Annotated in this window: 18 protein-coding genes; 13 read left to right on the top strand and 5 right to left on the bottom strand. The window is 72.1% G+C overall.

Annotation, left to right across the window (positions count from 1 at the left end; translation table 11 throughout):
• Positions 1 to 62 precede the first annotated feature (62 nt).
• Entirely contained in the window at positions 63 to 689 is a 627-nt protein-coding gene (locus SLINC_RS35090) for a VOC family protein (RefSeq protein ID WP_067442000.1), read from the top strand.
• A gap of 12 nt (positions 690 to 701) precedes the next feature.
• On the opposite strand, the gene SLINC_RS35085 is transcribed toward SLINC_RS35090, so the two are convergent.
• Positions 702 to 1,547: a helix-turn-helix domain-containing protein gene (locus SLINC_RS35085; RefSeq protein ID WP_067441997.1), complete on the bottom strand. Its 846-nt coding sequence runs from the start codon at positions 1,545 to 1,547 to the stop codon at positions 702 to 704.
• Entirely contained in the window at positions 1,544 to 2,323 is a 780-nt protein-coding gene (locus tag SLINC_RS35080; RefSeq protein ID WP_067441994.1) for a peptidoglycan-binding protein, read from the bottom strand. Before SLINC_RS35080 ends, SLINC_RS35085 begins: the two co-directional genes overlap by 4 nt.
• A 404-nt stretch (positions 2,324 to 2,727) precedes the next feature.
• Between SLINC_RS35080 and SLINC_RS35075 the strand changes: the two genes are divergently transcribed.
• Positions 2,728 to 3,132 carry a VOC family protein gene (locus tag SLINC_RS35075; RefSeq protein ID WP_079164889.1) on the top strand — a complete coding sequence of 135 codons (405 nt, stop codon included), beginning with the start codon at positions 2,728 to 2,730 and terminating at the stop codon, positions 3,130 to 3,132.
• On the opposite strand, the gene SLINC_RS35070 is transcribed toward SLINC_RS35075, so the two are convergent.
• Both SLINC_RS35070 and SLINC_RS35065 read right to left on the bottom strand, forming a co-directional pair.
• Complete coding sequence (locus tag SLINC_RS35070; RefSeq protein WP_067441991.1) at positions 3,112 to 3,798, bottom strand: helix-turn-helix domain-containing protein; 687 nt, start codon at positions 3,796 to 3,798, stop codon at positions 3,112 to 3,114. The two genes, SLINC_RS35075 and SLINC_RS35070, sit on opposite strands and share 21 nt — an antisense overlap.
• 27 nt (positions 3,799 to 3,825) lie before the next feature.
• The gene (locus SLINC_RS35065) at positions 3,826 to 4,761 is read right to left on the bottom strand and encodes an AraC family transcriptional regulator (RefSeq protein WP_067441988.1); all 936 of its coding nucleotides are present in this window, start codon (positions 4,759 to 4,761) and stop codon (positions 3,826 to 3,828) included.
• 80 nt (positions 4,762 to 4,841) lie between these two features.
• On the opposite strand from SLINC_RS35065, the gene SLINC_RS35060 reads away from it, so the two are divergent.
• Complete coding sequence (locus SLINC_RS35060; RefSeq protein WP_067441985.1) at positions 4,842 to 5,675, top strand: NAD(P)H-binding protein; 834 nt, start codon at positions 4,842 to 4,844, stop codon at positions 5,673 to 5,675.
• Between the two features lie 120 nt (positions 5,676 to 5,795).
• On the opposite strand, the gene SLINC_RS35055 is transcribed toward SLINC_RS35060, so the two are convergent.
• The gene (locus SLINC_RS35055; protein WP_067441982.1) at positions 5,796 to 6,938 is read right to left on the bottom strand and encodes a YihY/virulence factor BrkB family protein; all 1,143 of its coding nucleotides are present in this window, start codon (positions 6,936 to 6,938) and stop codon (positions 5,796 to 5,798) included.
• Positions 6,939 to 7,464: 526 nt separating this feature from the next.
• On the opposite strand from SLINC_RS35055, the gene SLINC_RS35050 reads away from it, so the two are divergent.
• The 10 genes from SLINC_RS35050 to SLINC_RS50520 all read left to right on the top strand — a co-directional run bounded on the left by SLINC_RS35050 (position 7,465) and on the right by SLINC_RS50520 (position 21,075).
• A complete protein-coding gene (locus tag SLINC_RS35050; protein ID WP_225988287.1) occupies positions 7,465 to 9,918 on the top strand; it encodes a Pls/PosA family non-ribosomal peptide synthetase in 2,454 nt (817 codons plus the stop codon).
• A gap of 23 nt (positions 9,919 to 9,941) precedes the next feature.
• Positions 9,942 to 12,050 carry a non-ribosomal peptide synthetase gene (locus SLINC_RS35045; RefSeq protein WP_067441979.1) on the top strand — a complete coding sequence of 703 codons (2,109 nt, stop codon included), beginning with the start codon at positions 9,942 to 9,944 and terminating at the stop codon, positions 12,048 to 12,050.
• 78 nt (positions 12,051 to 12,128) lie between these two features.
• Complete coding sequence (locus SLINC_RS49605; protein WP_067441976.1) at positions 12,129 to 13,139, top strand: TauD/TfdA family dioxygenase; 1,011 nt, start codon at positions 12,129 to 12,131, stop codon at positions 13,137 to 13,139.
• Positions 13,136 to 14,167, top strand: a complete 1,032-nt coding sequence (sbnB, locus tag SLINC_RS35035; protein WP_067441973.1) for a 2,3-diaminopropionate biosynthesis protein SbnB — start codon at positions 13,136 to 13,138, stop codon at positions 14,165 to 14,167. Before SLINC_RS49605 ends, sbnB begins: the two co-directional genes overlap by 4 nt.
• Positions 14,168 to 14,203: 36 nt before the next feature.
• Entirely contained in the window at positions 14,204 to 15,187 is a 984-nt protein-coding gene (sbnA, locus tag SLINC_RS35030) for a 2,3-diaminopropionate biosynthesis protein SbnA (protein ID WP_067441970.1), read from the top strand.
• Between the two features lie 292 nt (positions 15,188 to 15,479).
• Positions 15,480 to 17,114 carry an acyl-CoA dehydrogenase family protein gene (locus tag SLINC_RS35025; RefSeq protein WP_067441967.1) on the top strand — a complete coding sequence of 545 codons (1,635 nt, stop codon included), beginning with the start codon at positions 15,480 to 15,482 and terminating at the stop codon, positions 17,112 to 17,114.
• A 334-nt stretch (positions 17,115 to 17,448) separates the two neighbouring features.
• On the top strand, positions 17,449 to 18,717 hold the full coding sequence (locus SLINC_RS35020) for a GAF domain-containing protein (protein WP_067446033.1): 1,269 nt from the start codon (positions 17,449 to 17,451) through the stop codon (positions 18,715 to 18,717).
• Positions 18,718 to 18,866: 149 nt separating this feature from the next.
• The gene (locus SLINC_RS35015; RefSeq protein WP_067441964.1) at positions 18,867 to 20,195 is read left to right on the top strand and encodes a hypothetical protein; all 1,329 of its coding nucleotides are present in this window, start codon (positions 18,867 to 18,869) and stop codon (positions 20,193 to 20,195) included.
• A 96-nt stretch (positions 20,196 to 20,291) separates the two neighbouring features.
• On the top strand, positions 20,292 to 20,864 hold the full coding sequence (locus tag SLINC_RS35010; protein ID WP_067441961.1) for a GNAT family N-acetyltransferase: 573 nt from the start codon (positions 20,292 to 20,294) through the stop codon (positions 20,862 to 20,864).
• A 127-nt stretch (positions 20,865 to 20,991) separates the two neighbouring features.
• Complete coding sequence (locus tag SLINC_RS50520; RefSeq protein WP_349817346.1) at positions 20,992 to 21,075, top strand: putative leader peptide; 84 nt, start codon at positions 20,992 to 20,994, stop codon at positions 21,073 to 21,075.
• Positions 21,076 to 21,133: the final 58 nt, after the last annotated feature.

The raw sequence follows: 21,133 nt of genomic DNA, 5'->3' as shown, positions 1-21,133 counted from the left end.
GCGCCACTCTAGGCACAGAGCCCACTTGGCATGTACGTATCGACAAAGCTTCTGGGAGAGCGATGAGCCATCCACAGCTGGATCACCTCGTCCTCGCGACGCCCGATCTCGCCGCGACGGTGGAGGACTTCGCCCGGCGTACCGGGGTGGTCCCGGCGCCGGGTGGAGTGCATGTGGGGCTGGGGACGCGGAACACGTTGGTGGCGCTGGGCGGGGCGAGTTATCTGGAGATCATCGGGCCGGATCCGGAGCAGGCGGCGTACAAGGGGCCGCGGCCGTTCGACGTGGACCTGCTGGCCGGGCCGCGGACGGTGACCTGGGCGATCAGCCCGCCCGATCTGGACGCGGCGGTCGAGGCGGCGCGGGAGCAGGGGTACGACCCCGGTGCCGTACGGGCGATGAGCCGCCGCAGGCCCGACGGCACGCTGCTGGAGTGGCGGCTGACGGACGGCGAGGGCGCGCACCCGTCGGGTCTGGTGCCGTTCCTGATCGACTGGGGGTCGACGGTCCATCCGTCGGCGTCGGGACTGCCCACCACTCCCCTGCTCGCGCTGTCGGCACGCGCCCCGGACCCGGACGGGATCCGGCCGCTGCTGGCCGCCGTGGGGGCCACGCTCGACCTCACCACCGGACCGGTCGGGTTCTCCTTCACCGTGGACTCGCCGCGCGGGCCGGTGACCTTCGGCTGAGCCGGGAGGCTCTCACCGCTTCGCCACCCGGCCGCTGAAGCACTCCTCCGTCCCGCCGGCCACGGGCCGGAAGCACGCCCGGACGGTGGTGCCGGGGCGGGTCTCGGTCATGTACGTGTAGATGTACTCCTTGGCGTCGGTGGCGTCCGCGATCCGGACGGAGCGGGCGGGGCCGTCCGCTCGCATGTCCAGCCGGTCGCCGATCCGCGTGTCCCACATCCGGGCCCAGCTCGTCCCGCACATCCTGCTGTGGCGCAGTTCCAGCGACGCCCCGGTGGCGGTGCGGTACGTGGCGAGGGTGTCCGGCCGTGCGCCGCAGTGCATGGCCATCGGGCTCTTGCCCTCGCAGGCGGCACCCTCGCACAGGGGTGCGACCGCAGACGGCGACACGGACGACCTCGACGAGCCGTCCCCGGGCGGCCACAGGAACAGCGCCGCGGCCAGGGCTCCGACCAGCACGACGCAGAGGATGGCGAGGAGCGTCACGGCGTGCGTCCGGGCGCCGGAGGGGACGGGCACATCGGTGACCGTCCCCTTCTCCAGCGACGGCACCAGCTCCGGTTCCGGTTCCGGTTCCGCGGGCGCGCGCGTCGCCTCCGCCGCGCGGCCGCTCGACGCCGCCTCCGCGATCTCCCAGAGCGCCAGACAGCGCCCCTCCGGTTCACCGGCCAGCCGGCACAGCGCCTGGACCGCCTGCCGGGGCGGGAGTGTCCGGCCGTTGAGATAGCGGTCCCAGGAGGACTTGCTGTAGGCGGTCCGGGCCTCCAGGGCGACGAAGCTGAGGCCGGTGCGCTCCTTGAGCTCGCGGAGCGCGGCGGCCAGGCGGGCGGACTCCGGGGCGGGGCTCGGGCGTGTCATCCCCGCAGCGCCTCCCAGGTGTGCGGGCCGATAATGCCGTCCACGACCAGTCCGACCTTCCGCTGCACCTGCTTGACCGCGCGTTCCGTCAGCGGCCCGTAGATCCCGTCGACGACTCCCGGCGCGTATCCGGCCCGCCGCAGCAGACACTGCGCCTCGGCCACGTCGGGGCCGACGAGCCCCTTGGCCAGGACCGCCTCCTTCGTACGGCTGTTGCCGCCGTACCAGAGACCGTCGATCCGTCGCGGACGGCAGGTGTACGACGGCTCCGACGGCGTCGGCGACAGCATGGACCAGGAGGGGGTGGCCGAGGGCGCCGCCTGCTTCTCGCCACCGTCACGGTCGAGTCGTACGGCCAGCAGGACCGTCGTGGAGACGGCCAGGACGAGCGCCACCGCGCCCACGACGACCGCGGTCCGGGTCCGGATCCAGGGCCGGGCCGATCGACGGGGCCGGGGCACGGACTCCACCACGTGGCCCGCCCTGCCCCCGGAGGCGCCCCCGCGCCGCTCCGTCCAGGCCTCGGCGGCGACCTCGTGCAGCGCGAGGAGGCGGGTCGGATCCTCGCCGGCGATGCGGGCCATCGCCTCGACGGCCTCCCGGGGCGGGAGTGACCGGCCGCCCAGATACCGCTCCCAGGACGAGGTGCTGTATCCCGTCTTGGCCGCCAATTGCCGCGCGCTCAGCCCACTGTGGTCCTTGAGCCGACGTAATCGCACCACCAGCTGCCGGACCCTGGGGTCCAGTTCCGCCGGCAGGCCCTTCCAACGCGACATGTTCCACCCCGTCCGCGTGCGTGGTCACGGTGCCCCGTTCCCCGTCGCATTTTGCATCAGCTTCCACGGCCGCCCCGGGGCCGCGGTTCCCGCGCCCGTACGGAATCGGCCACCGCCCGCCGCGGCCGTCCCGCGACACCGTCACGCGGGACGGTGTCCCCGCAGGTCAGAGGGTGGGACATCCCGTGTGGCCGTCACTTCCGCGGCAATTGTGGCCGCCATCACCGCCCACTCGGCATGCTCGTTGTCGGGGCGCCGCGGTCCGTCCCGAACGCGGGGGACAGGACGGACCGCGGCAGACCCACGCGGCAGACAGGTCCCGCGGCAGGTCCGGAGGCGGCTTCCATGGGGGCCTGTCCGATTCCTTCAAGACCCCGGTCGGGTGCCCTGCCTACGGTGGTCCCATGACTCCACGATTCGACGCGATCGGCGTGGTGGCTTCCGACCTGGCCGCCTCCATCGCCTTCTACCGCCGGCTCGGCCTCGACTTCCCCGAGGGGGCCGACAAGCAACCGCACGCCGAGGCCGCGCTCCCGGGCGGGCTGCGGCTGATGCTCGACAGCGAGGAGACCGTCCGCTCGATCGACCCGGAATGGCAGCCGCCGGCCGAGGGCGGCCGTATCTCGCTGGCCCTGCTGTGCGACAGCCCGGCCGAGGTCGACACCGTCTACGCGGACATGGTGGGCGCCGGACACCGGGGCGAGCGCAAGCCGTGGGACGCCGAGTGGGGCCAGCGGTACGCGTGCCTCGTCGACCCGGACGGCAACGGCGTCGACCTGTTCGCGCCGCTACCCGGTCCGGCCCAGTAGCTCCCCCAGCGGCAGTCCGGTGAACTCCCGTACGTCCCGCGCCAGATGCGCCTGATCCGCGAACCCGGCCCGAGCCGCGGTGTCCGCGAACGACACCCCGGCGCGGGCCAGCGCGAGCGCCCGCTGCAACCGCAGCACCCTCGCCAGCGTCTTCGGGCCGTACCCGAAGGCGTTCAGCGAACGGCGGTGCAACTGGCGCGCGCCGAGCCCGAGTTCGTCGGCGGTCGCGGCGACCGGGCGCCCGGTGCCGAGGGCCGCGACCAGTCGTCGTAGCAGGGGGTCCGGGGGTTGTGCCGCGGTGGCCCAGCGGGTCGCCACCTCGTCGAGCCCGGTCGCCGGGTCGACGGCCGCGTGCACCGCCGCGGTCAGCCGCCGTACCTCCGGCGCGGGCAGCAGCTCCGTCAACTCCACGCGCCGGTCGCGCAGTTCGTGCGCCGGCACACCCAGGAGCGCGGGCGCGGTACCGGGAGGGAAACGCACACCCGCCCACGCGCCGGGCCCGCCGGTGACGTACGCCCGCGTGTCGGGCCCCGCGACGAGCAACCGCCCGTCGTTCCAGAGCAGATCCATGCACCCGTCGGGCAGAACGCGTCCGGCCGGATCCCCGGCCGGTTCGTTGGTCCAGACGACGGCGCCCGCGAGCCGGGACGCCCTCTCCGCGTACATGAGATCCAGCGTACGCCCGGCGACGGCCTACGCCGCCCGCCCCCTGTGCTCCTGCGGACTCACCCCGTACACCCTCTTGAACGCGCTCGACAGGGCGAACGCGCTCCCGTACCCCACCTGCCGGGCGATGGCGTCCAAGGTCGCGTCGCTGTCCCGCAGCCGGTCCGCCGCCAGCGCCAGCCGCCACCCGGTCAGGTACGTCATCGGCGGCTCCCCCACCAACTCCGTGAACCGCCGGGCCAGCGCGGCCCGGGACACCCCCGCCTTGGAGGCCAGCGTGGCCACCGTCCACCCGTGTCCGGGATCGTCCTGGATCAACCGCAGCACCCGGCCGACGACGGGGTCGGACAGCGCGACGTACCACGCGGGCGGGCGCGCCTCGGGGCGGGAGAACCAGGCCCGCAGCGCGGCGATGACCAGCAGGTCGAGCAGGCGGTCGAGGACGACCTCCTGGCCGGGCTCGTCGCGGACGATCTCGTCCATGAGCATCGGTGTCAGCGGGCAGTCCCACACGTCGGAGGTGAGGGTGAGCAGCGGCGGCAACGCGTCCAGCAGGCGCCCGCTGACCTCGCCCTGCCACAGATACGTGCCGATCAGCATCACGGCCGCCCCGTCGAGGCGGTCGCCCCACGTCCGTACGCCCAGGTCCATCGTGCCGCTGAGGGACCTGCCGTCGGGATAGCGGCACTCGGCGCCCGGCAGGATCAGCGCCTGCGGTGCCGTGCCGGGGTCGTCGGCGCAGGTGTACGGGTCGGGGCCGCGGGCGATGGCGAGGTCGCCGGCGGTCAGCCGGACCCGCTCCCCCGCGTCGGGCATGATCCATGACTCGCCGCGGACCATGAGCATGACGGTGAGGGGGGCGCGGTCCTCGATGCGTACCGCCCACGGTGGATCGAAACACGCTCGGATCATGAAGGCGCCCCGGGCTCGGGGGCCTTCCAGAAGGCCTGCGAGAGCGTCCATGACGTCAGCGTAGACGCGCGCGCATGGGAATGAGCCGTTCAGCGATGGGCCGTTGGGGCGCGCCGCCGTTGACTGGAGGCATGACGGAAAACACGCAGAACACGACGGTTGTGGTGACCGGGGCCAGTGGGCGTACCGGGAGCCGGGTGGTGCAGTCCGCGCGGGCGGCCGGGCTGACGGTCCGGGCCGCGTCCCGGGCGCGGGGGTTCGACTGGGAGGACCCGACGACGTGGGCGGAGACCCTGCGGGACGCGGACGCGGCGTACCTCATGTACCCCACCGACATCGGCGCCCCCGCGGCGGCCGAGGGGATCGGGGCGCTGGCCCGCGAGGCGGTCGGGCTCGGGGTGCGGCGGCTGGTGCTGCTGTCGGCGCGTGGGGAGACGCAGGCGCTGCCGGCGGAGGAGGCGCTGAAGTCGTCGGGGGCCGACTGGACGATCGTGCGGGCCACGTGGTTCGCGCAGAACTTCAGCGAGGGGCCGCTGGTGGAGGGGATCCGGCACGGGGAGCTGGTGTTCCCGGCGGGTGAGGTGAAGGAGCCGTTCGTCGATGTGCGGGACATCTCCGATGTGGTGGCGGCGGTGTTGGTGTCCGGGGATCCGTATGTGGGGCGGACGTTGGAGTTGACGGGGCCGCGGCTGCTGTCGTGGCGGGAGGCGGTCGCGGAGATCTCCTCCGCCACGGGGATGTCGATCGTGTACACGCCGTTGCCTGCGGCGGCGTACGGGGAAGCGTTGGCGGGGTTCGGGGAGGCGCCGGAGACCGTGGAGCTGTTGGTGGAGGTGTTCGAGGGGTTGATGGACGGGCGTAACGCGCACACCACCGATGATGTGCGGCAGGTGTTGGGGCGTGGAGCGCGGGACTTCGGGGAGTTCGTGCGGGAAGCGGCTGCGGCGGGTGTTTGGAAGGCGTAGCGCCGTTGGGGTGCGGGGTTCGTTGCCTGGTGCCGGTTCGTTGTGGCTGGTCGCGCAGTTCCCCGCGCCCCTAAAGGCGTGTTCCGCGCTCCCTTGGTTTCAGGGAGCCCTCGGGTACCGCTACGACCCCTCCGGTTTGTGCGGTGGGTGTGTGCTCTTCACGTGGGTGCGCAGGCGGGACGTGACGTCCTCCGGAGGCAGGAAGCGGGACCAGCGTTCCGGGAACTCCGAGGGCATGTCGGGGTCGTCCGGGTCGTCCGGGCCGGATTCGCGGGCCGCGGCCCGGGCGACGTACTCGGCGACCTGGGCCTCGCGCAGGCGTTCGTTGGCGGCGCGGGCGGCGGCGGTGGCGGCGGCGGGCCAGACGCGGTCGATGGCGGCGTTGACGGCGGCGCCGACGAGGACGGCGAAGGCGGAGACGCCGATCCACAGCATGACCGCGACGGCGGCGGCGAGGGAGCCGTAGATCGAGGCGCCCTCGACGGTGGTCTGGAGGTAGATGCGCAGCAGGAAGCTGCCGAGGACCCACATGGCGAGGGCGACGAGGGCGCCGGGGACGTCCTCGATCCACGGGGAGCGCACGGGCACGGAGACGTGGTAGAGGGTCGTCAGGAAGGCGATCGAGAGCACGAGGACGACGGGCCAGTACAGGACCTGCACGACGGTCGCGGACCACGGGACGATGTCCACCACCGCGTCCGGACCGGCCACCATCAGGGGCAGCGCGACCGAGCCGATCAGCAGGGCCGCGAGGAAGAGCAGGAAGGCGACGAGGCGGGTCTTGACGATGCCGCGGACGCCGTCGAGGCCGTACATGACGGTGATGGTGTCGATGAAGACGTTCACCGCGCGCGAGCCGGACCACAGGGCGAAGAGGAAGCCGACGGAGATGACGTCGGGGCGGCCGCCCTTCATCACGTCGTCCAGGATCGGCTGGGCGATCTGCTCGACGCCCTTGTCGGACAGGACGGTGCGCGACGCCTCCAGGATGTTGCTCTCCAGGCTGCTGATGGTGTCGGTGCCGGTCCAGTCGTCGACGTAGCCGAGCAGGCCGATCATGCTCAGCAGCAGGGGCGGCACCGACAGCAGGGTGAAGAAGGCGGCCTCGGCCGCGAGGCCCAGGATGCGGTACTCGATGCACGAGTTGACGGTGTCCTTGATCAGCAGCCAGGTCGTCCTGCGCTTCGAGACGTCCCGGTAGAGGGCCCGCGCCCGGTGGAGACGGCCGGAGGGTGGTTGGGGGGATTCACTTGCTGGCTGCACGACCTAAAGGTATCCGCCGTACGGGCCCGCACTCATCCCGCGGTGCCGCGACCTCCGGAGCAGCATCCTCCCCTCCGGTAGCGCAATGCGGCAGAAATCGATCGGCAACCCAGCGGAAACCACCCTGGTGAATTCGAACCACTTTTCTGTCATGTTCGCGCTGGCCGGATTTAACACCCCGCCAAGCGGAATCCTCACGAGCTATTACACAGGCCATTCGGAGAGCGCCCCGATGGGACCCGCAGGTGGGATGATCCGAGAGCGTGATCGAGAATTCCCCGAGCGGCGGTAAAGCGCCAATGACCGAAACGCCCTTGAACCGTTCATGAAATTGCCGAAACAATTCGGACTGGATTCGTTGCGCACTCTGAGGACGGCTCAGACGCACACGACACGGGGGACATCAAGGGTCTCTGACCAGGACCCGATTCACGCGGACATCATCCATTTCCGCTCGCTCACACACACTCTTTCATTACTCCCGTTCCTGTGCGACGCACCAGAAACAGCAGCAAGGAGCGCCACCGTGGGGGGAATATCCGGCGCCGGCACCGAGAGCGTACTCGCTGAGGTGCTGGCCGGAGTCGTACGCAAGGAACACATACCGGTCGACAGTCACTTCTTCGAGGATCTGGGGGCCAACTCACTGGTAATGGCGCACTTCTGCGCCCGAGTCAGGAAACGGCCGGACCTGCCGGCGGTGTCGATGCGGGACGTCTACGGACACCCGACGATCCGCAGGCTGGCGGCGGCCCTCGCCGAGACCCCGGAGGAAGCCACCGCGCAGGTTCCCGCGCAGGTCACAGCAGTGCCCGAGCCGGGCAGCACGGCACGGTACATCCTGTGCGGGGCACTTCAGTTCGTGGTCTTCGCCCTGTACTGCGTGCTCACCGGGACGGTCGCGGCCCGGGGCTACGAGTGGATCTCCGCCGGCGACGGCGCGGCCGACGTCTACGGCCGCTCGGTGGTCTTCGGCGGCGCGCTGTTCGTCGGCATGTGCGTCTTCCCGGTGCTGGCGAAGTGGCTGCTCGTCGGCCGCTGGAAGGAGACCGACTTCCCGGTCTGGAGCCTGGCCTACGTCCGCTTCTGGACCCTGAAGACACTGCTGCGCGGCAACCCGATGGTCCTGTTCGTCGGCAACCCGGTCTATGTCCTGTACCTGCGGGCCCTCGGCGCGCGGATCGGGCCGGGCGTCACGATCCTGACCAAGGACGTGCCGGTCTGCGCCGACCTGCTGACCGTCGGAGCGGGCACGGTGATCCGCAAGGACTGCCACCTCCTGTGCTACGAGGCGCACGCCGGCCGTATCCGCACCGGGTCCGTCACCCTCGGCAGCGGGGTGTACGTCGGTGAGAACACCGTGCTCGGGATCGACAGCTCCATGGGCGACGGCTCCCAGCTGGGCCACGCCTCCGCCCTCTACGGCGGCCTGGCGGTCCCGGCGGGGGCGCGCTGGCACGGCTCCCCGGCCCGGCCGACGGACGTCGACTACGTACGGGTCCCTCCGGCACGGTGCGGCACCTCGCGCCGGTTCGGCTACGGCCTGGTCGCCCTGCTCCAGACGGTGCTGCTGTGGGTGCCCCTCGGGCTGGGCGGGACCTACCTGGTGCTGGACTCCGCACCCGCGCTGGACACCCTGCTCGACCCGGCCTCGCAGTCCCTGGGCTCCGCGCGCTTCTACGGCGAGGCGCTGCTGCTGTCGGTCGCGATGTTCGGGAGTTTCCTCCTGGTCGGCCTGGTCACGGTGGCCGTGCTGCCGCGTCTGCTGAAGCCGTTCCTGCGCGCGGACCGGGTCTATCCGCTCTACGGCTTCCACTACTCGCTGCACCGGGCGATCGCCCGCATGACCAACCTCAAGTTCTTCAAGTGGCTGTGCGGGGACAGTTCGTACATCGTCCCCTACCTGCGGTCCATCGGCTACGACCTGTCCGAGGTGGAGCAGACCGGCTCCAACTTCGGCACGGCGGTCCAGCACGAGACGCCGTACCTGGTCACCGTGGGCACCGGCACGATGGTCGCCGACGGGCTGTCCGTGGTGAACGCCGACTACTCCGGTACGTCGTTCCGCCTCGCGCACACCACGATCGGGGCGCACAACTTCCTCGGCAACCACATCGCCTACCCGGCCGGGGGCCGTACCGGCGAGAACTGCCTGCTGGCGACGAAGGTGCTGATCCCGCTGGACGGCGAGGTCCGCGAGGGCGTGGGGCTGCTCGGCTCGCCGCCCTTCGAGATCCCGCGGACGGTGGAGCGCGACACCCGCTTCGACCATCTGCGCGAGGGCGACGAGCTGGCCCGTCGGCTGCGCGCCAAGAACCGGTTCAACCTGCGCTCGATGGGGCTGTTCCTGTTCCTGCGCTGGCTGCACTGGTTCATGCTCACGGTGCTCGGCTTCGCCTCCTTCGACCTGTACGGCGCCGCCGACGGCGGCCTGGTCGGCGGGCTGCTGATCGGCGGATACCTGGTGGCGGCCCTGCTGTTCACCGCCGCCTACTGGATCCTCATCGAGCGGGCCATCTGCCGTTTCCGTCCGCTGAAGCCGCGGCTGTGCTCGATCTACGACCCGTACTTCTGGTGGCACGAGCGGCTGTGGAAGGTGTCCGACCAGCACCTCGTCGCGTTCAACGGCACGCCGTTCAAGAACGTCCTGTGGCGGCTGATGGGCGTCCGGATGGGCCGCCGGGTCTTCGACGACGGCACCGCCATCACCGAGCGCTCGCTCACCACGATCGGCGACGACGCCACGCTGGCCGCCCACACCAAGGTGCAGTCCCACTCGCAGGAGGACGGCACCTTCAAGTCCGACCACATCACCATCGGCGCCGGCTGCACGGTCGGGACCGGCGCGCTCGTCCACTACGGCGTCTCGATGGGGGACGGCGCCGTACTCGCCCCCGACTCCTTCCTGATGAAGGGCGAGGAGATGCCGGCGGGGGCGCACTGGGGCGGGAATCCGGCGGTCGCGCCGCGGCGCGCGTAACAGGCAACAGGGGGGAACAGATCATGGAGACAGTACCGAGCTGGACGCTGCACCCGGTCCCGGGTGCGGCCCAGTACGAAGTGCCGCTGCCCGAAGGGGTGGTGGCGGGCCCCGACGAACTGCGGGCCGCCCGGGTCCGGGTCCTGGCCGAGCTCACCGGCGAGGACGGGAGCACCGTCGACGACTCCGAGCTGGAGGTGAGCGCCGACGGGGACGTCCTGCGACTGCGGTACCGCACCGAGTTCTTCGACGCGGACGCCGCCGCCCGGATCGCCGGCTACCACCTGGCCGCGCTCGCCGATCCCGGGCGCAGGAGTCTGCTGTCCGAGGCCGAACTCCGGTTCCAGCTGGAGCAGTTGGCGGGACTGCACCGGGAGCTGCCCGACAAGCGGGTGCACGAGCTGTTCGAGGAGCGGGCGGCGGCCCACCCGGACCTCGTGGCCGCCGTCCAGGGCGAGCGGGAGTGGACGTACCGCGAACTCAACGCCCGCGCCAACCAGGTGGGGCGCGCGCTGCTGGCCCGCGGGCTGGAGCGCGAGGGTGTGGTCGCCGTCGTGACGGAACGGAACCTCGACTGGATGGCGGCCGTGCTGGGCGTGCTCAAGGCCGGGGGCGTGTATCTGCCCGTCGAGCCGCACTTCCCGGCCGAACGCGTGGCGCGGACGCTCTCCCGCGCGCAGTGCGACCTGGTCCTCACCGAACGCGGCAGCGACCGTTCCCTCGATCCGACGGCACGGACGCTGTACCTGGACGCCGTGTACGCCGAGGGGCGTCCCGACGACGACCTCGGGGTGCCCGTCTCCCCCGGTCAACTCGCCTACATCTACTTCACGTCCGGCTCCACCGGTGAACCCAAGGGCGCGATGTGCGAGCACGCCGGGTTCCTCAACCACGTCCTCGCCAAGCTCGACGACCTGGGCATCGGGGCCGGGGACGTGGTCGCGCAGACCGCTCCCCAGTGCTTCGACATCTCCCTGTGGCAGCTGCTGGCCGCGCCGCTGGTCGGCGGGCGGACCCTGCTGGTGGACCAGGAGACGATCCTGGACGTGCCCCGGTTCGTGGACACGGTCGAGCGGCACCGGGCCGACGTGCTTCAGCTGGTGCCGTCGTATCTGGAGACCGTGCTGGCCGAACTGGCCCGGCGGCCCCGCGAACTGCCCGACCTGCGCTGTGTGTCGGTGACCGGGGAGGCGGTGAAGAAGGAGCTGGTGGAGCGCTGGTTCGCGGCCCGGCCCGGGACGCCGCTGGTCAACGCCTACGGGCTGACGGAGACCTGCGACGACACCAACCACGAGGTCATGTACCGGGTGCCGGACCGGGAACGGGTGCCGCTCGGGCCGCCGGTCGCGAACGTGCGGGTCTACGTCGTCGACGAGGACCTGGTGCCCGTACCGCTGGGCGCGCCCGGCGAGATCGTGTTCTCCGGGATCTGTGTCGGGCGCGGGTACGTCAACGACCCCGAGCGGACGCGGGCGGCGTTCACCGAGGACCCGTACCGGCCGGGTGAGCGGCTGTACCGCAGCGGCGACCACGGGCGCTGGCTGCCCGACGGGAAGCTGGAGTTCCTCGGACGCCGGGACAGCCAGGTGAAGATCCGCGGTTTCCGCGTCGAGATCGGCGAGATGGAGAACGCGCTGCTGCGGGTGCCCGGCGTCCGGGACGGCGCGGTCGTCGTGGTCGGCGGTACCCGTCTTGTGGCGTTCTGTACGGGAACCGAACCGGTCGCCGCCGACGTCGTACGGGACAAGCTGGCGGCCTCGCTGCCGGCGTACATGGTTCCGGCACTGGTCCACTGGCGGGAGCGGCTGCCGCTGACCGCCAACGGCAAGACCGACCGCCGGACGCTCACCGCGCTCGCCGAGGAACTCGACGCGGGCGCCGGGGAGTTCGACACGGCCACGGACCGGCCCGGGACACCGGGTGAGCGACGACTGGCCGCCGCCTGGGCCGAGGTGCTCGGCCTTCCCGTGGACCGGATCGGGCGTCTCGACCACTTCTTCGACCGCGGGGGAACCTCGCTGGCCGCCGTGAAGCTGGCGATCGCCCTGGACCGGGAGATCTCCCTGAAGGACGTCACCCGACGACCGGTCCTCGCGGACCTCGCGGAGCTGCTGGACCACACGGCTCCGTGACAGACCACCGGCCCCGCAATCGGCGGGCGCCCATCCCCGAACCACCGCTCCACGCACCACCCGAAAGGAAACTCCGAGATGTCGCCCTCATCTCCGACCCTGCCCTCCGAGGTCGCCCTGGCCCCCGGCAACCCTCCGCTGCTGCGGGCCGACGCCGGCGACGATCCGGCGCGCTGGGCGTCCGAGCACCGTGACGGGCTGCGGGACGTCGTCGCCGGGCACGGCTCGGTCCTGGTCCGCGGGCTGGGCCTGAACGATCCCGCCACCGCGGAGGCCGTGTTCCGGCGGCTGACGGATGCCCTGATGGACGACCGTGAGCCCTTCGCGCCCCGGCGGCGGTACGCGGACGGCGTGTACTCCTCCACCAAGTGGCCCTCCACCCAGCCGATGTGCATGCACCACGAGCTGAGTTACGCGCTGGAGTTCCCCGGCCTGCTGCTCTACGCCTGCCTGGAGGCGCCCGCCTCGGGCGGTGCGACGGGGGTGGCCGACGCCTCGGCCGTGCTCGACGCGCTGCCCGCCGAGCTGACCGCCCGGTTCGAGCGGGAGGGCTGGCTGCTGACCCGGACGTACAACGACGAGATCGGGGCGTCGGTCGCCGAGGCCTTCGGCACCGACGACCGGGGCACCGTCGAGCGCTACTGCCGTACCCACGCCATCGACTTCGCCTGGGAGTCCGACGGCACCCTGCGCACCCGGCAGCGCCGCGGCGCGGTGGTCCGCCACCCCGTCAGCGGCCGCCGCTGCTGGTTCAACCAGATCGCCTTCCTCAACGAGTGGACGATGGACCCCGAGGTCCGCGAGTACCTGGTGGACGTCTACGGGCCCGACGGGCTGCCCTTCAACACCCGCTTCGGCGGCGGCGACCCGGTCGGCGAGGACGTCGTCCGCGTGATCAACGAGGTCTACGACGCCCACACCGTGCGCGAGCCCTGGCGCACCGGCGACCTGCTGCTCGTCGACAACATCCGTACCGCGCACAGCAGGGAGCCGTTCGACGGCCCCCGCGAGGTACTGGCCGCGCTGGGCGACCCGGTCCGGCCGACCGCCATCGAGCACACCGAGCATTCCGAAGTGAGGACCGCATGAGCACGATGACCGCCCCACCGTTCGCGGTGATCTCCGGCGAGCAGGTCCAGCGGGCCCTGCACGGGCGGGAGTCGGAGATCGCCGACCTCGTCGAGACCGTGTACCGGCTGCACGGCGCCGGCGAGTCGGTGAACCCGCCGTCGTACTTCCTGCGCTTCCCGGACCGTCCGTCCTCCCGGATCATCGCGCTGCCCGCCTCGCTGGGCGGAGAGCTGCGGGTGGACGGCCTGAAGTGGATCTCCAGCTTCCCCGAGAACACCGCGTCGGGGCTGCCCCGGGCGTCCGCGGTCCTGATCCTCAACGACCCCGACACCGGCTATCCGTACGCCTGTCTGGAGAGTTCGGTCATCAGCGCCACCCGTACGGCGTCCTCGGCGGCGCTGGCGGCGGCCCGGCTGAGCGAAGGGCGCGAACGGCCGGCCCGGGTGGGCTTCATCGGCACCGGACTGATCGCCCGCTACATCCACACCCATCTCACCGGCACCGGCTGGGAGTTCGAGGAGACGGGGGTGCACGACCTGTCCGCGGACAGCGCGGCCGGCTTCCGGGGCTACCTGGAGCGGTCGGACGCGAAGGGGCGGATCACCGTGCACTCCTCGGCCGAGTCGCTGATCCGCTCCAGTGACCTGGTGGTGTTCGCGACGGTCGCCTCGACGCCGCACGTCCACGATCCGTCGTGGTTCGCGCACCATCCGCTGGTTCTGCATGTGTCGCTCAGGGATCTGGCCCCCGAGATCCTGCTGGCGTCCGCGAACTTCGTCGACGACGTGGAGCACTGTCTGAAGGCGGAGACCTCCCCGCACCTGGCCGAACAGGCCACGGGCGGACGGGAGTTCATCGACGGCACGCTGAACGACGTGATGACGGGGCGGGCGACCGTCCCGACGGACCGCACGGTGGTGTTCTCGCCCTTCGGGCTGGGAGTGCTGGACCTCGCGGTCGGCAGGTACGTCCACGACGAAGTGGCCCGGCAGGGCGGACTCCACGTCGTCGACGGGTTCTTCCACGAGCTGCGCCGGTACGGGTGACCGACCGCGCACGTGGTGCATGAGGAGGGGGACAGCATGCCCGTGATATCCGATCCCGCACAGTTCAACGAGGAAGAGCTCTATGTCGACCTTCGGGCCGCACTGGGGCTGCCGGTGTACCTGAAGTGCGAGGGGTTCAACTTCGCCGGTTCCGTCAAGATGAAGGCCGCCCACGAGATGGTCACGGCCGCCGAACGCGAGGGCCGGCTGCGACCGGGCTCGGTCCTGGTCGAGTCCTCGTCCGGGAACCTGGGCGTGGCGCTCAGCGTGATCGCCGCGAGCCGGGGCCACCGGTTCCTGTGCGTGACCGACTCGCGCTGCAACCTGCCGACGATCCGGCTGATGGAGGCGCTGGGCGCGCACGTCCACGTCCTGCACGAGCCGGACGTCCACGGCGGGTTCCTGGGAGCGCGGCTGGCGTACGTGAACGCGCTGTGCGCCTCGGACGACCGGTACGTCTGGCTCAACCAGTACACCAACGAGGCCAACTGGCGGGCGCACTACCGCACCACCGCGCCCGCCATCGCCCGCCGCTTCCCGCGCCTGGACGTGCTGTTCGTCGGGGCCGGCACCACCGGGACCCTGATGGGCTGCGCCCGCTGGTTCTGGCAGTGGCGGCGCCCGGTACGGGTGGTCGCGGTGGACAGCGTCGGCTCGGTGAGCTTCGGCGGTCCGTCGGGCCGCCGGATGATCCCCGGGCTGGGCATGAGCGTGCCGCCACCGCTGCTCGACCGGTCCTACGTGGACGACGTGGTCCGCGTCGAGGAGTCGGACACCGTGCAGACGTGCCGCCGGCTGGCCGGACGGGGCTTCCTGTTCGGCGGCTCCACCGGCACGGTGGTCAGCGGCGCCGGCCAGTGGCTGGCCGAGTACGGCGGACGCCGGGAACTGACGGCGGTCGCGATCGCCCCGGACCTCGGCGAGCGCTACCTCGACACCGTCTACCGCAACGGCTGGACCGCGGACGCGGAGTCCCTGGACGAGCCGGAGGTGACGGCGGCACTGGCCCGGCTGGCCTGAGGGCCGCCCGAGGCAGCGGCGCCGGTTCCTCCCGCCCTGGAGCTGCCCGGCGTCGGCGCTGTCCACTCCCCGCGCCCGAGAACCGCCCGGCGGTGGCGGCGCCGGTACCTCTCGCCCGGGGCCGCCCGGCGGCGCCGGCCCGTCCGCCCGCCGCGCCCGAGAACCGCGGCACACCACTCGGCGCCCGTCCCCCAGGGGCGGGTGTCGCCGCGCGGGCGAAGGGTTCGCGGACAGGCTGTGAGGGCTGCCCCGTCATGGTGGTGTCCGTCGCCCCGACGGGTAGGTTCGCCTCATGGCAGGCAGCACCCACAGCGTGACCAACCAGCCCGAGCCGCTGGTCGGCTACGACGTCTTCAGCACCGACCGCGCCCTGGTCGGGGCGGTGGAACGGCACACCGCCCCGGACCTGCTCGACGAGGTGAGAGACGAGCTCACCGCCCTGGGCCGGACCTCCGGGTCCGCGCAGGTGCAGGAGTGGGGGGCGCAGGCGAACGGGAACCCGCCGAGACTGCGCACCCACGACCGCTACGGCCACCGGGTGGACGAGGTGGACTTCGACCCGGCCTGGCACCGGCTGCTCGGCAAGGGCGTGTCGGCCGGGCTGACCACCGCCTGGTCACGGCCCGCCGGGCATGTGCGGCGCGCGGCCGGGTTCCTGGTGTGGACCCAGGTCGACGCGGGCAACTGCTGCCCGCTGTCGATGACCCACGCGGCGGTCCCCGCCCTGCGCGCCGAGCCCGCGCTCGCCGCCGAGTGGGAACCCCGGCTGGCCTCGACGGTCTACGACCGGGGACTGCGGCCCGCCGGGCAGAAGGCCGGGGCGCTGTTCGGGATGGCGATGACCGAGAAGCAGGGCGGCAGCGACGTCCGTGCCAACACGACGGCCGCCCGGCCCCTGGCCGAGGACGGGACGTACGAGCTGACCGGCCACAAGTGGTTCTGCTCGGCGCCCATGTCGGACGGCTTCCTGGTCCTGGCCCAGGCCCCCGAGGGCCTCACCTGCTTCCTGGTGCCGCGGCTGCTGGCGGACGGCACCCGCAACGTCTTCATGATCCAGCGGCTCAAGGACAAGCTGGGCAACCGGTCGAACGCCTCCGCCGAGGTCGAGTTCGACGGGACCTGGGCCCGCCGGGTCGGCGAGGAGGGGCGCGGGGTGCCCACCATCATCGAGATGGTGGCGGCGACCCGGCTGGACTGCGTCCTCGGTTCGGCGGGACTGATGCGCCAGGCCGTCGCCCAGGCGGTCCACCACTGCACGTATCGCGAGGCGTTCGGCGGCAGGCTCGTCGACAAACCGCTGATGCGCAACGTCCTGGCCGACCTCGCCCTGGAGTCCGAGGCGGCGACCACCCTCGCCATGCGGCTCGCGGCGGCCTACGACGACGGCGGCGAGCAGGAACGGGCGCTGCTCAGGATCGCCGTACCGGCCGCCAAGTACTGGGTGACCAAACGGTGCGCGCCCCTCGCGGTCGAGGCCGCCGAGTGTCTGGGCGGCAACGGCTATGTCGAGGAGTCCGGGATGCCCCGGCTGGTGCGCGAGTCGCCGCTGAACTCGATCTGGGAGGGCGCGGGCAATGTGCAGGCGCTGGACGTGCTGCGCGCCCTGCAACGGGAGCCGCAGGCCCTGAACGCCTATCTCCTGGAGGTCGGCAGGACGCGCGGCGCCGACCACCGGCTCGACGCGGCGGTCAAGGACCTGCTCACCGAACTCGGGGACCTGGAAGGCGTCGAGGGGCGGGCCCGGCGGCTGGCGGAACGGCTCGCACTGGTGCTCCAGGGCTCCCTGCTGGTGCGGTACGCGCCGCCGGAGGTCGCCGACGCGTTCTGCGGCGCGCGGCTGGGCGGGGACGGCGGGGCCGCGTTCGGGACCCTGCCCGGCACCTTGGACCTGGAGTCGGTGGTGGAGCGCGCCCGTCCGGTGGCCTGATCGCGTCGCCGCGAGAAGCGGGGGTGGTGCTGCGCCGACACGGCACCACCCCCGCGAGCTGGCCCTTTTCAGGCCACGGACGCCGCCGGGGGCGGCGTCGCTCAAGTTTCAAACAGAGCGGGGCCGACCACCAGGGTTGCAAGGGGTTGCAACTTGTTGGTGACTGTGTGCGGAGTGTGTGCCTCCGGCTCGGGCAAACGGCACTATGAGACAGACAGTCAAGACAGTTGCAGGCGTGTCCGAACAGTCGTACGGGAACCGGTTGTGCCCGGCCTGGTTTCCGCGGCCGGTCGTCCGCGCCTCCTACCGGGAGGACCCTGTGGCGAACCCGCCCATGGACACGACGCGCGCGGCCGCCGCCCTCGCACGGCCCACGCGACTGCCCGGCGAGGTACGTGGCGCCATGTACGCACACCAGGCACGCAGCGCGCCGCGCCCACTGATCGAGGAGTCCTGGGAGCGGGTGAGCCGCACCGGGATCGATCCCGACCACGACTTCCGGGCCGGACTGCTCCCGCGCGGAGAGGTGGAGCTGCGGCGCGAGACCTCCCCGCTCCGGCACGTCCTGCCGGTGCTGCGGGAGGGGTTGGTGTCGGTGGCCGACGCCTCCCACCACATCGTGCTGATCGCCGACGACGACGGGCGGGCCCTGTGGCGCGAGGGCAGCGCGCCGGTGCTGCGCCGGGCCGACGAGTCCGGCATCGAGGTCGGCTCCGACTGGCGTGAGGACGTGGCCGGAACCAACGGCGTGGGCACCCCGGCGGTGGTCCGCCGGCCCGTGCAGGTCGTCGCCTGCGAACACCAGGTGCGGGCCCTGTCCGTGTGGACCTGCGCCGGGGCGCCGATCACCGATCCGCGCGACGGCCGGCTGATCGGTGTCGTGGACGTCAGCGGCCCGCTGGAGACCATGCACCCAGCCACGCTCGCCTGGGTCGACTCGGTGGCCAAGCTCGCCGAGGCACGGCTGCGCGAGATGCACCAGACCTCGCTGGAGCGGCTGCGCGCGGTGGCGGCCCCGGTGCTCGCCCGGCTCGGCGGCCGGGCCGCGGTGGTCGACCGGGACGGCTGGACGGCCGCGGTCAGCGGGATGCCGTACGTCAACCGGATCCCGCTGCCCAAGTCGCCGGCGCCGGGCCGCCGGTGGCTGCCGTCGATCGGGTTGTGCTCGCTGGAGCCTCTGACCGGCGGCTGGCTGGTCCGCCCCGACGAGGAGCCGGTGCCGCGCGGCGCCACCCGGATCGTGCTCGACCTGGCGCAGCCGCGCCGCTGGTCGGTGACGGTGTCGGGGTGCGCGGGCTCCTGGAGCCACGAACTGTCCCCCCGGCACGCCGAATTGCTCTATCTGCTGGCCCTGCACCGCACCGGCCGCAGTGCGGCGGGCCTGGCCGAGGACGTGTTCGGCGACCGGGCCCGCACCGTGACCGTGCGCGCCGAGATGTCCCGGGTACGGCGTTATCTCGGCGGTTTTCTGGAACACCGGCCGTACCGGTTCAGCGAGGACGCCGAGGTCGAGGCGCTGCTGCCGGACGATCCGCGCGATCTGCTGCCGTACTCGACGGCCCCGGCGGTGACGGCCGCACGCACGTCCGTACGGGCGGTCTGAGCTGCTTCGGGGTGCATCTTCCGCATAATTGCAGGGTCTTCGTCCCCCAGGCCGCCGGACTGCCGTAGCATCCCTCTACGGGTCTCCCCACCTGCTCCTTGGTCAACGTACGGATCACCAGGCGCAGTTGGCCCGCCTCGGGAGGATGCATGAAACATCGCGGCAGACACCGTCGGCGCAGGCGGGGCAGGGCGCTGCGGGCATTCCTTGCCGGAACCGCCCTCGCTCTGACCGGCGCGGCCACCATGATCAGCGCGTCGCAGGCCACGGTCACCGGCAGCCCCGGTGCACTGAAGCCGGTCTCCTCGGCCACCGAGTCCGCCACCCTGCGCCTGAAGGAGAACCTGGTGCCGCGGGGCACCCTCGACCGGCTCTCCTCGGAGATGGGCCGGCCCGTCGGCGTGGGCGCCGTCCTCGACGACGCCGACCACAGCCTGCGGGACGCGATCTCCTGCACCGGCGGCGAGCGGGGGGCGCTGCCCGTCGAGCCGACCGCGACCCGCGCCTTCTGCTGGGACGCCGACGACACCCGCTCCTGGCGGCCCGGCGCGGTCACCACCTCCGGTGACGCCGACGACGACGGCATCTGGGGCCAGAACCGCGTGATCCTCTCCGGCTGGAGCCGGAACGACAACGAGTCCACCGGCCTCAGCAACAGTCAGGCCGGCGTCACGGCGGGCCGGGGCCTGGCCAAGGTCGCCTTCGTCGACGCGAACGACCCGAGCCACCTCACCTACACCTGGGTCCTCCTGGTCGTGCCGGTGGACGGCGGCCGGGACTACCGGGCGCTGTCCTCCCAGCTGACCGGCATGGTCTGGTACCAGGACAAACTGCTGGTCACCGCCACCGGCGAGGGCCGCACCGCGCTGTACGCGTACGACATGAACCGCGTCCAGCGCACCACCGTCGACACCGGCGCGGTGGGCCGGGTACGCGGCGGCTGGGCGGCGAACGGCTCCCGGTACGTCCTGCCCGCCGTCGCCTCCTACCGGCTGACCGGCTCGGAGGCCGTCCGTCCCGGAACGATCTCCCTGGACCGCAGTACGGCACCCGACAGCCTGGTCGCGAGCGAGCGGCCGCCGTCGGACAGCGACAGGCCCGCCCTGCTGTCCCGCTACTCCCTCGGCGCGGACACGACGGGCACCCGGGCCGGGCTGCTGGCCACGGACTCCGCCGGACGCGCGAGCCCGTCGGACGTGTACGAGACCAAGGCGGACGACATCGGCGGCGTCCTGTCCTACCGCTCCGACTGGTATCTGGCCCGCACGGGCGACCCCGACGACGCCCACGGCACGCTCTGGCGCCAGACCGCCGACGGCGCCCAGGCCACCCGCTGCGGCCCCGAGAAACACCGCGACTGCTGGAGCCCGGACGCGGGAGCACTCTCGTACTGGGAGGAGACGGGCGAGGTGTGGTCCCAGTCGGGCCGCATGCTTTTCGCGCTGCCTCTGGCATCGATGGATCGAGCGCTGGGCTGAGCCGCGCCCCTTAAGGGGCGCGGGGAACTGCGCGACCAGCCCCCACCGGCCGGAAGCCGATCGACAGACCCCTTGCCCGGATGATTTTCTGACCACATGCCCAACACCCCCGTGACCACCTGGTCCCTGGAACAGACCGCACCCACCGACCTCCTCCCCGCCCAAGCCCCGCAGGGCGACGTGAGGGTCGTCCGCGCCGAGGTCCCCTCCCCCGAGTTCAGCCGCTTCCTGTACACCGCCGTCGGCGGCGACATCCGCTGGATCGACCTGCTGGGCTGGACGTACGCGCAGTGGCAGGAGCACCTGGAGCGTCCCGGCGTGGAGACGTGGGTCGCCTACGAGCGCGACACCCCGGCGGGATACGTGGAGCTGGTCCCGCAGGACGACGGCGTCGTGGAGATCGAGCACTTCGGCCTGCTCCCGGCCTTCCGCGGCCGGCGGATCGGCGGCCACCTGCTGTCGTACGGCGTCGCCCGCGCCTGGGACCTCGCGGACCGCTGGCCGGGGCTGACCGACACCAAGCGGGTGTGGCTGCACACGTGCAGCCTGGACGGCGAGCACGCGATGGACAACTACCTGCGGCGTGGCTTCAAGCTCTTCGACACGCAGGTGGCGGAACAGCCCCAGATGGCCGCTCCCGGCCCATGGCCCGGCGCCTACCCGGTCTGACCTGCGCCGACAAGCCCTCGCGCAGCCCATGTGATCGACGCCACCCTTGTCTCACCCTACGGGACAAGGGTGTCCGCATGACGGACAAAGCTGGACTGTGTCCAGATCTCCGTGACACGCTTCCGTCATGTCTGGAACTGGAATTGCCTTGGTGAGTCGGCGGCACGTCGACCTCGGCCGTATGTCCAGCGCCATCTGTCCGGTGCGCTGAACAGCCGCAGCGACGCCCGACATCTCCACTTCTGTCTCACTTCCTGCGCAATGACGCG

The organism is Streptomyces lincolnensis (genome assembly GCF_001685355.1).
In the GTDB taxonomy this organism is placed as follows: Bacteria; Actinomycetota; Actinomycetes; order Streptomycetales; family Streptomycetaceae; genus Streptomyces; species Streptomyces lincolnensis.
The sequence above is the reverse complement of the archived record's forward strand: the minus strand, read 5'-3'. Positions and strand labels throughout refer to the sequence as shown.

What these genes read in the sequence shown, in the direction of transcription:
- SLINC_RS35090 (WP_067442000.1), top strand. Translation starts at nt 63, where the DNA reads ATGAGCCATCCACAGCTGGATCACCTCGTCCTCGCGACGCCCGATCTC.
- SLINC_RS35085 (WP_067441997.1), bottom strand. Translation starts at nt 1,547, where the DNA reads ATGACACGCCCGAGCCCCGCCCCGGAGTCCGCCCGCCTGGCCGCCGCG.
- SLINC_RS35080 (WP_067441994.1), bottom strand. Translation starts at nt 2,323, where the DNA reads ATGTCGCGTTGGAAGGGCCTGCCGGCGGAACTGGACCCCAGGGTCCGG.
- SLINC_RS35075 (WP_079164889.1), top strand. Translation starts at nt 2,728, where the DNA reads ATGACTCCACGATTCGACGCGATCGGCGTGGTGGCTTCCGACCTGGCC.
- SLINC_RS35070 (WP_067441991.1), bottom strand. Translation starts at nt 3,798, where the DNA reads ATGTACGCGGAGAGGGCGTCCCGGCTCGCGGGCGCCGTCGTCTGGACC.
- SLINC_RS35065 (WP_067441988.1), bottom strand. Translation starts at nt 4,761, where the DNA reads ATGGACGCTCTCGCAGGCCTTCTGGAAGGCCCCCGAGCCCGGGGCGCC.
- SLINC_RS35060 (WP_067441985.1), top strand. Translation starts at nt 4,842, where the DNA reads ATGACGGAAAACACGCAGAACACGACGGTTGTGGTGACCGGGGCCAGT.
- SLINC_RS35045 (WP_067441979.1), top strand. Translation starts at nt 9,942, where the DNA reads ATGGAGACAGTACCGAGCTGGACGCTGCACCCGGTCCCGGGTGCGGCC.
- SLINC_RS49605 (WP_067441976.1), top strand. Translation starts at nt 12,129, where the DNA reads ATGTCGCCCTCATCTCCGACCCTGCCCTCCGAGGTCGCCCTGGCCCCC.
- sbnB (WP_067441973.1), top strand. Translation starts at nt 13,136, where the DNA reads ATGAGCACGATGACCGCCCCACCGTTCGCGGTGATCTCCGGCGAGCAG.
- sbnA (WP_067441970.1), top strand. Translation starts at nt 14,204, where the DNA reads ATGCCCGTGATATCCGATCCCGCACAGTTCAACGAGGAAGAGCTCTAT.
- SLINC_RS35025 (WP_067441967.1), top strand. Translation starts at nt 15,480, where the DNA reads ATGGCAGGCAGCACCCACAGCGTGACCAACCAGCCCGAGCCGCTGGTC.
- SLINC_RS35020 (WP_067446033.1), top strand. Translation starts at nt 17,449, where the DNA reads ATGGACACGACGCGCGCGGCCGCCGCCCTCGCACGGCCCACGCGACTG.
- SLINC_RS35015 (WP_067441964.1), top strand. Translation starts at nt 18,867, where the DNA reads ATGAAACATCGCGGCAGACACCGTCGGCGCAGGCGGGGCAGGGCGCTG.
- SLINC_RS35010 (WP_067441961.1), top strand. Translation starts at nt 20,292, where the DNA reads ATGCCCAACACCCCCGTGACCACCTGGTCCCTGGAACAGACCGCACCC.
- SLINC_RS50520 (WP_349817346.1), top strand. Translation starts at nt 20,992, where the DNA reads ATGTCTGGAACTGGAATTGCCTTGGTGAGTCGGCGGCACGTCGACCTC.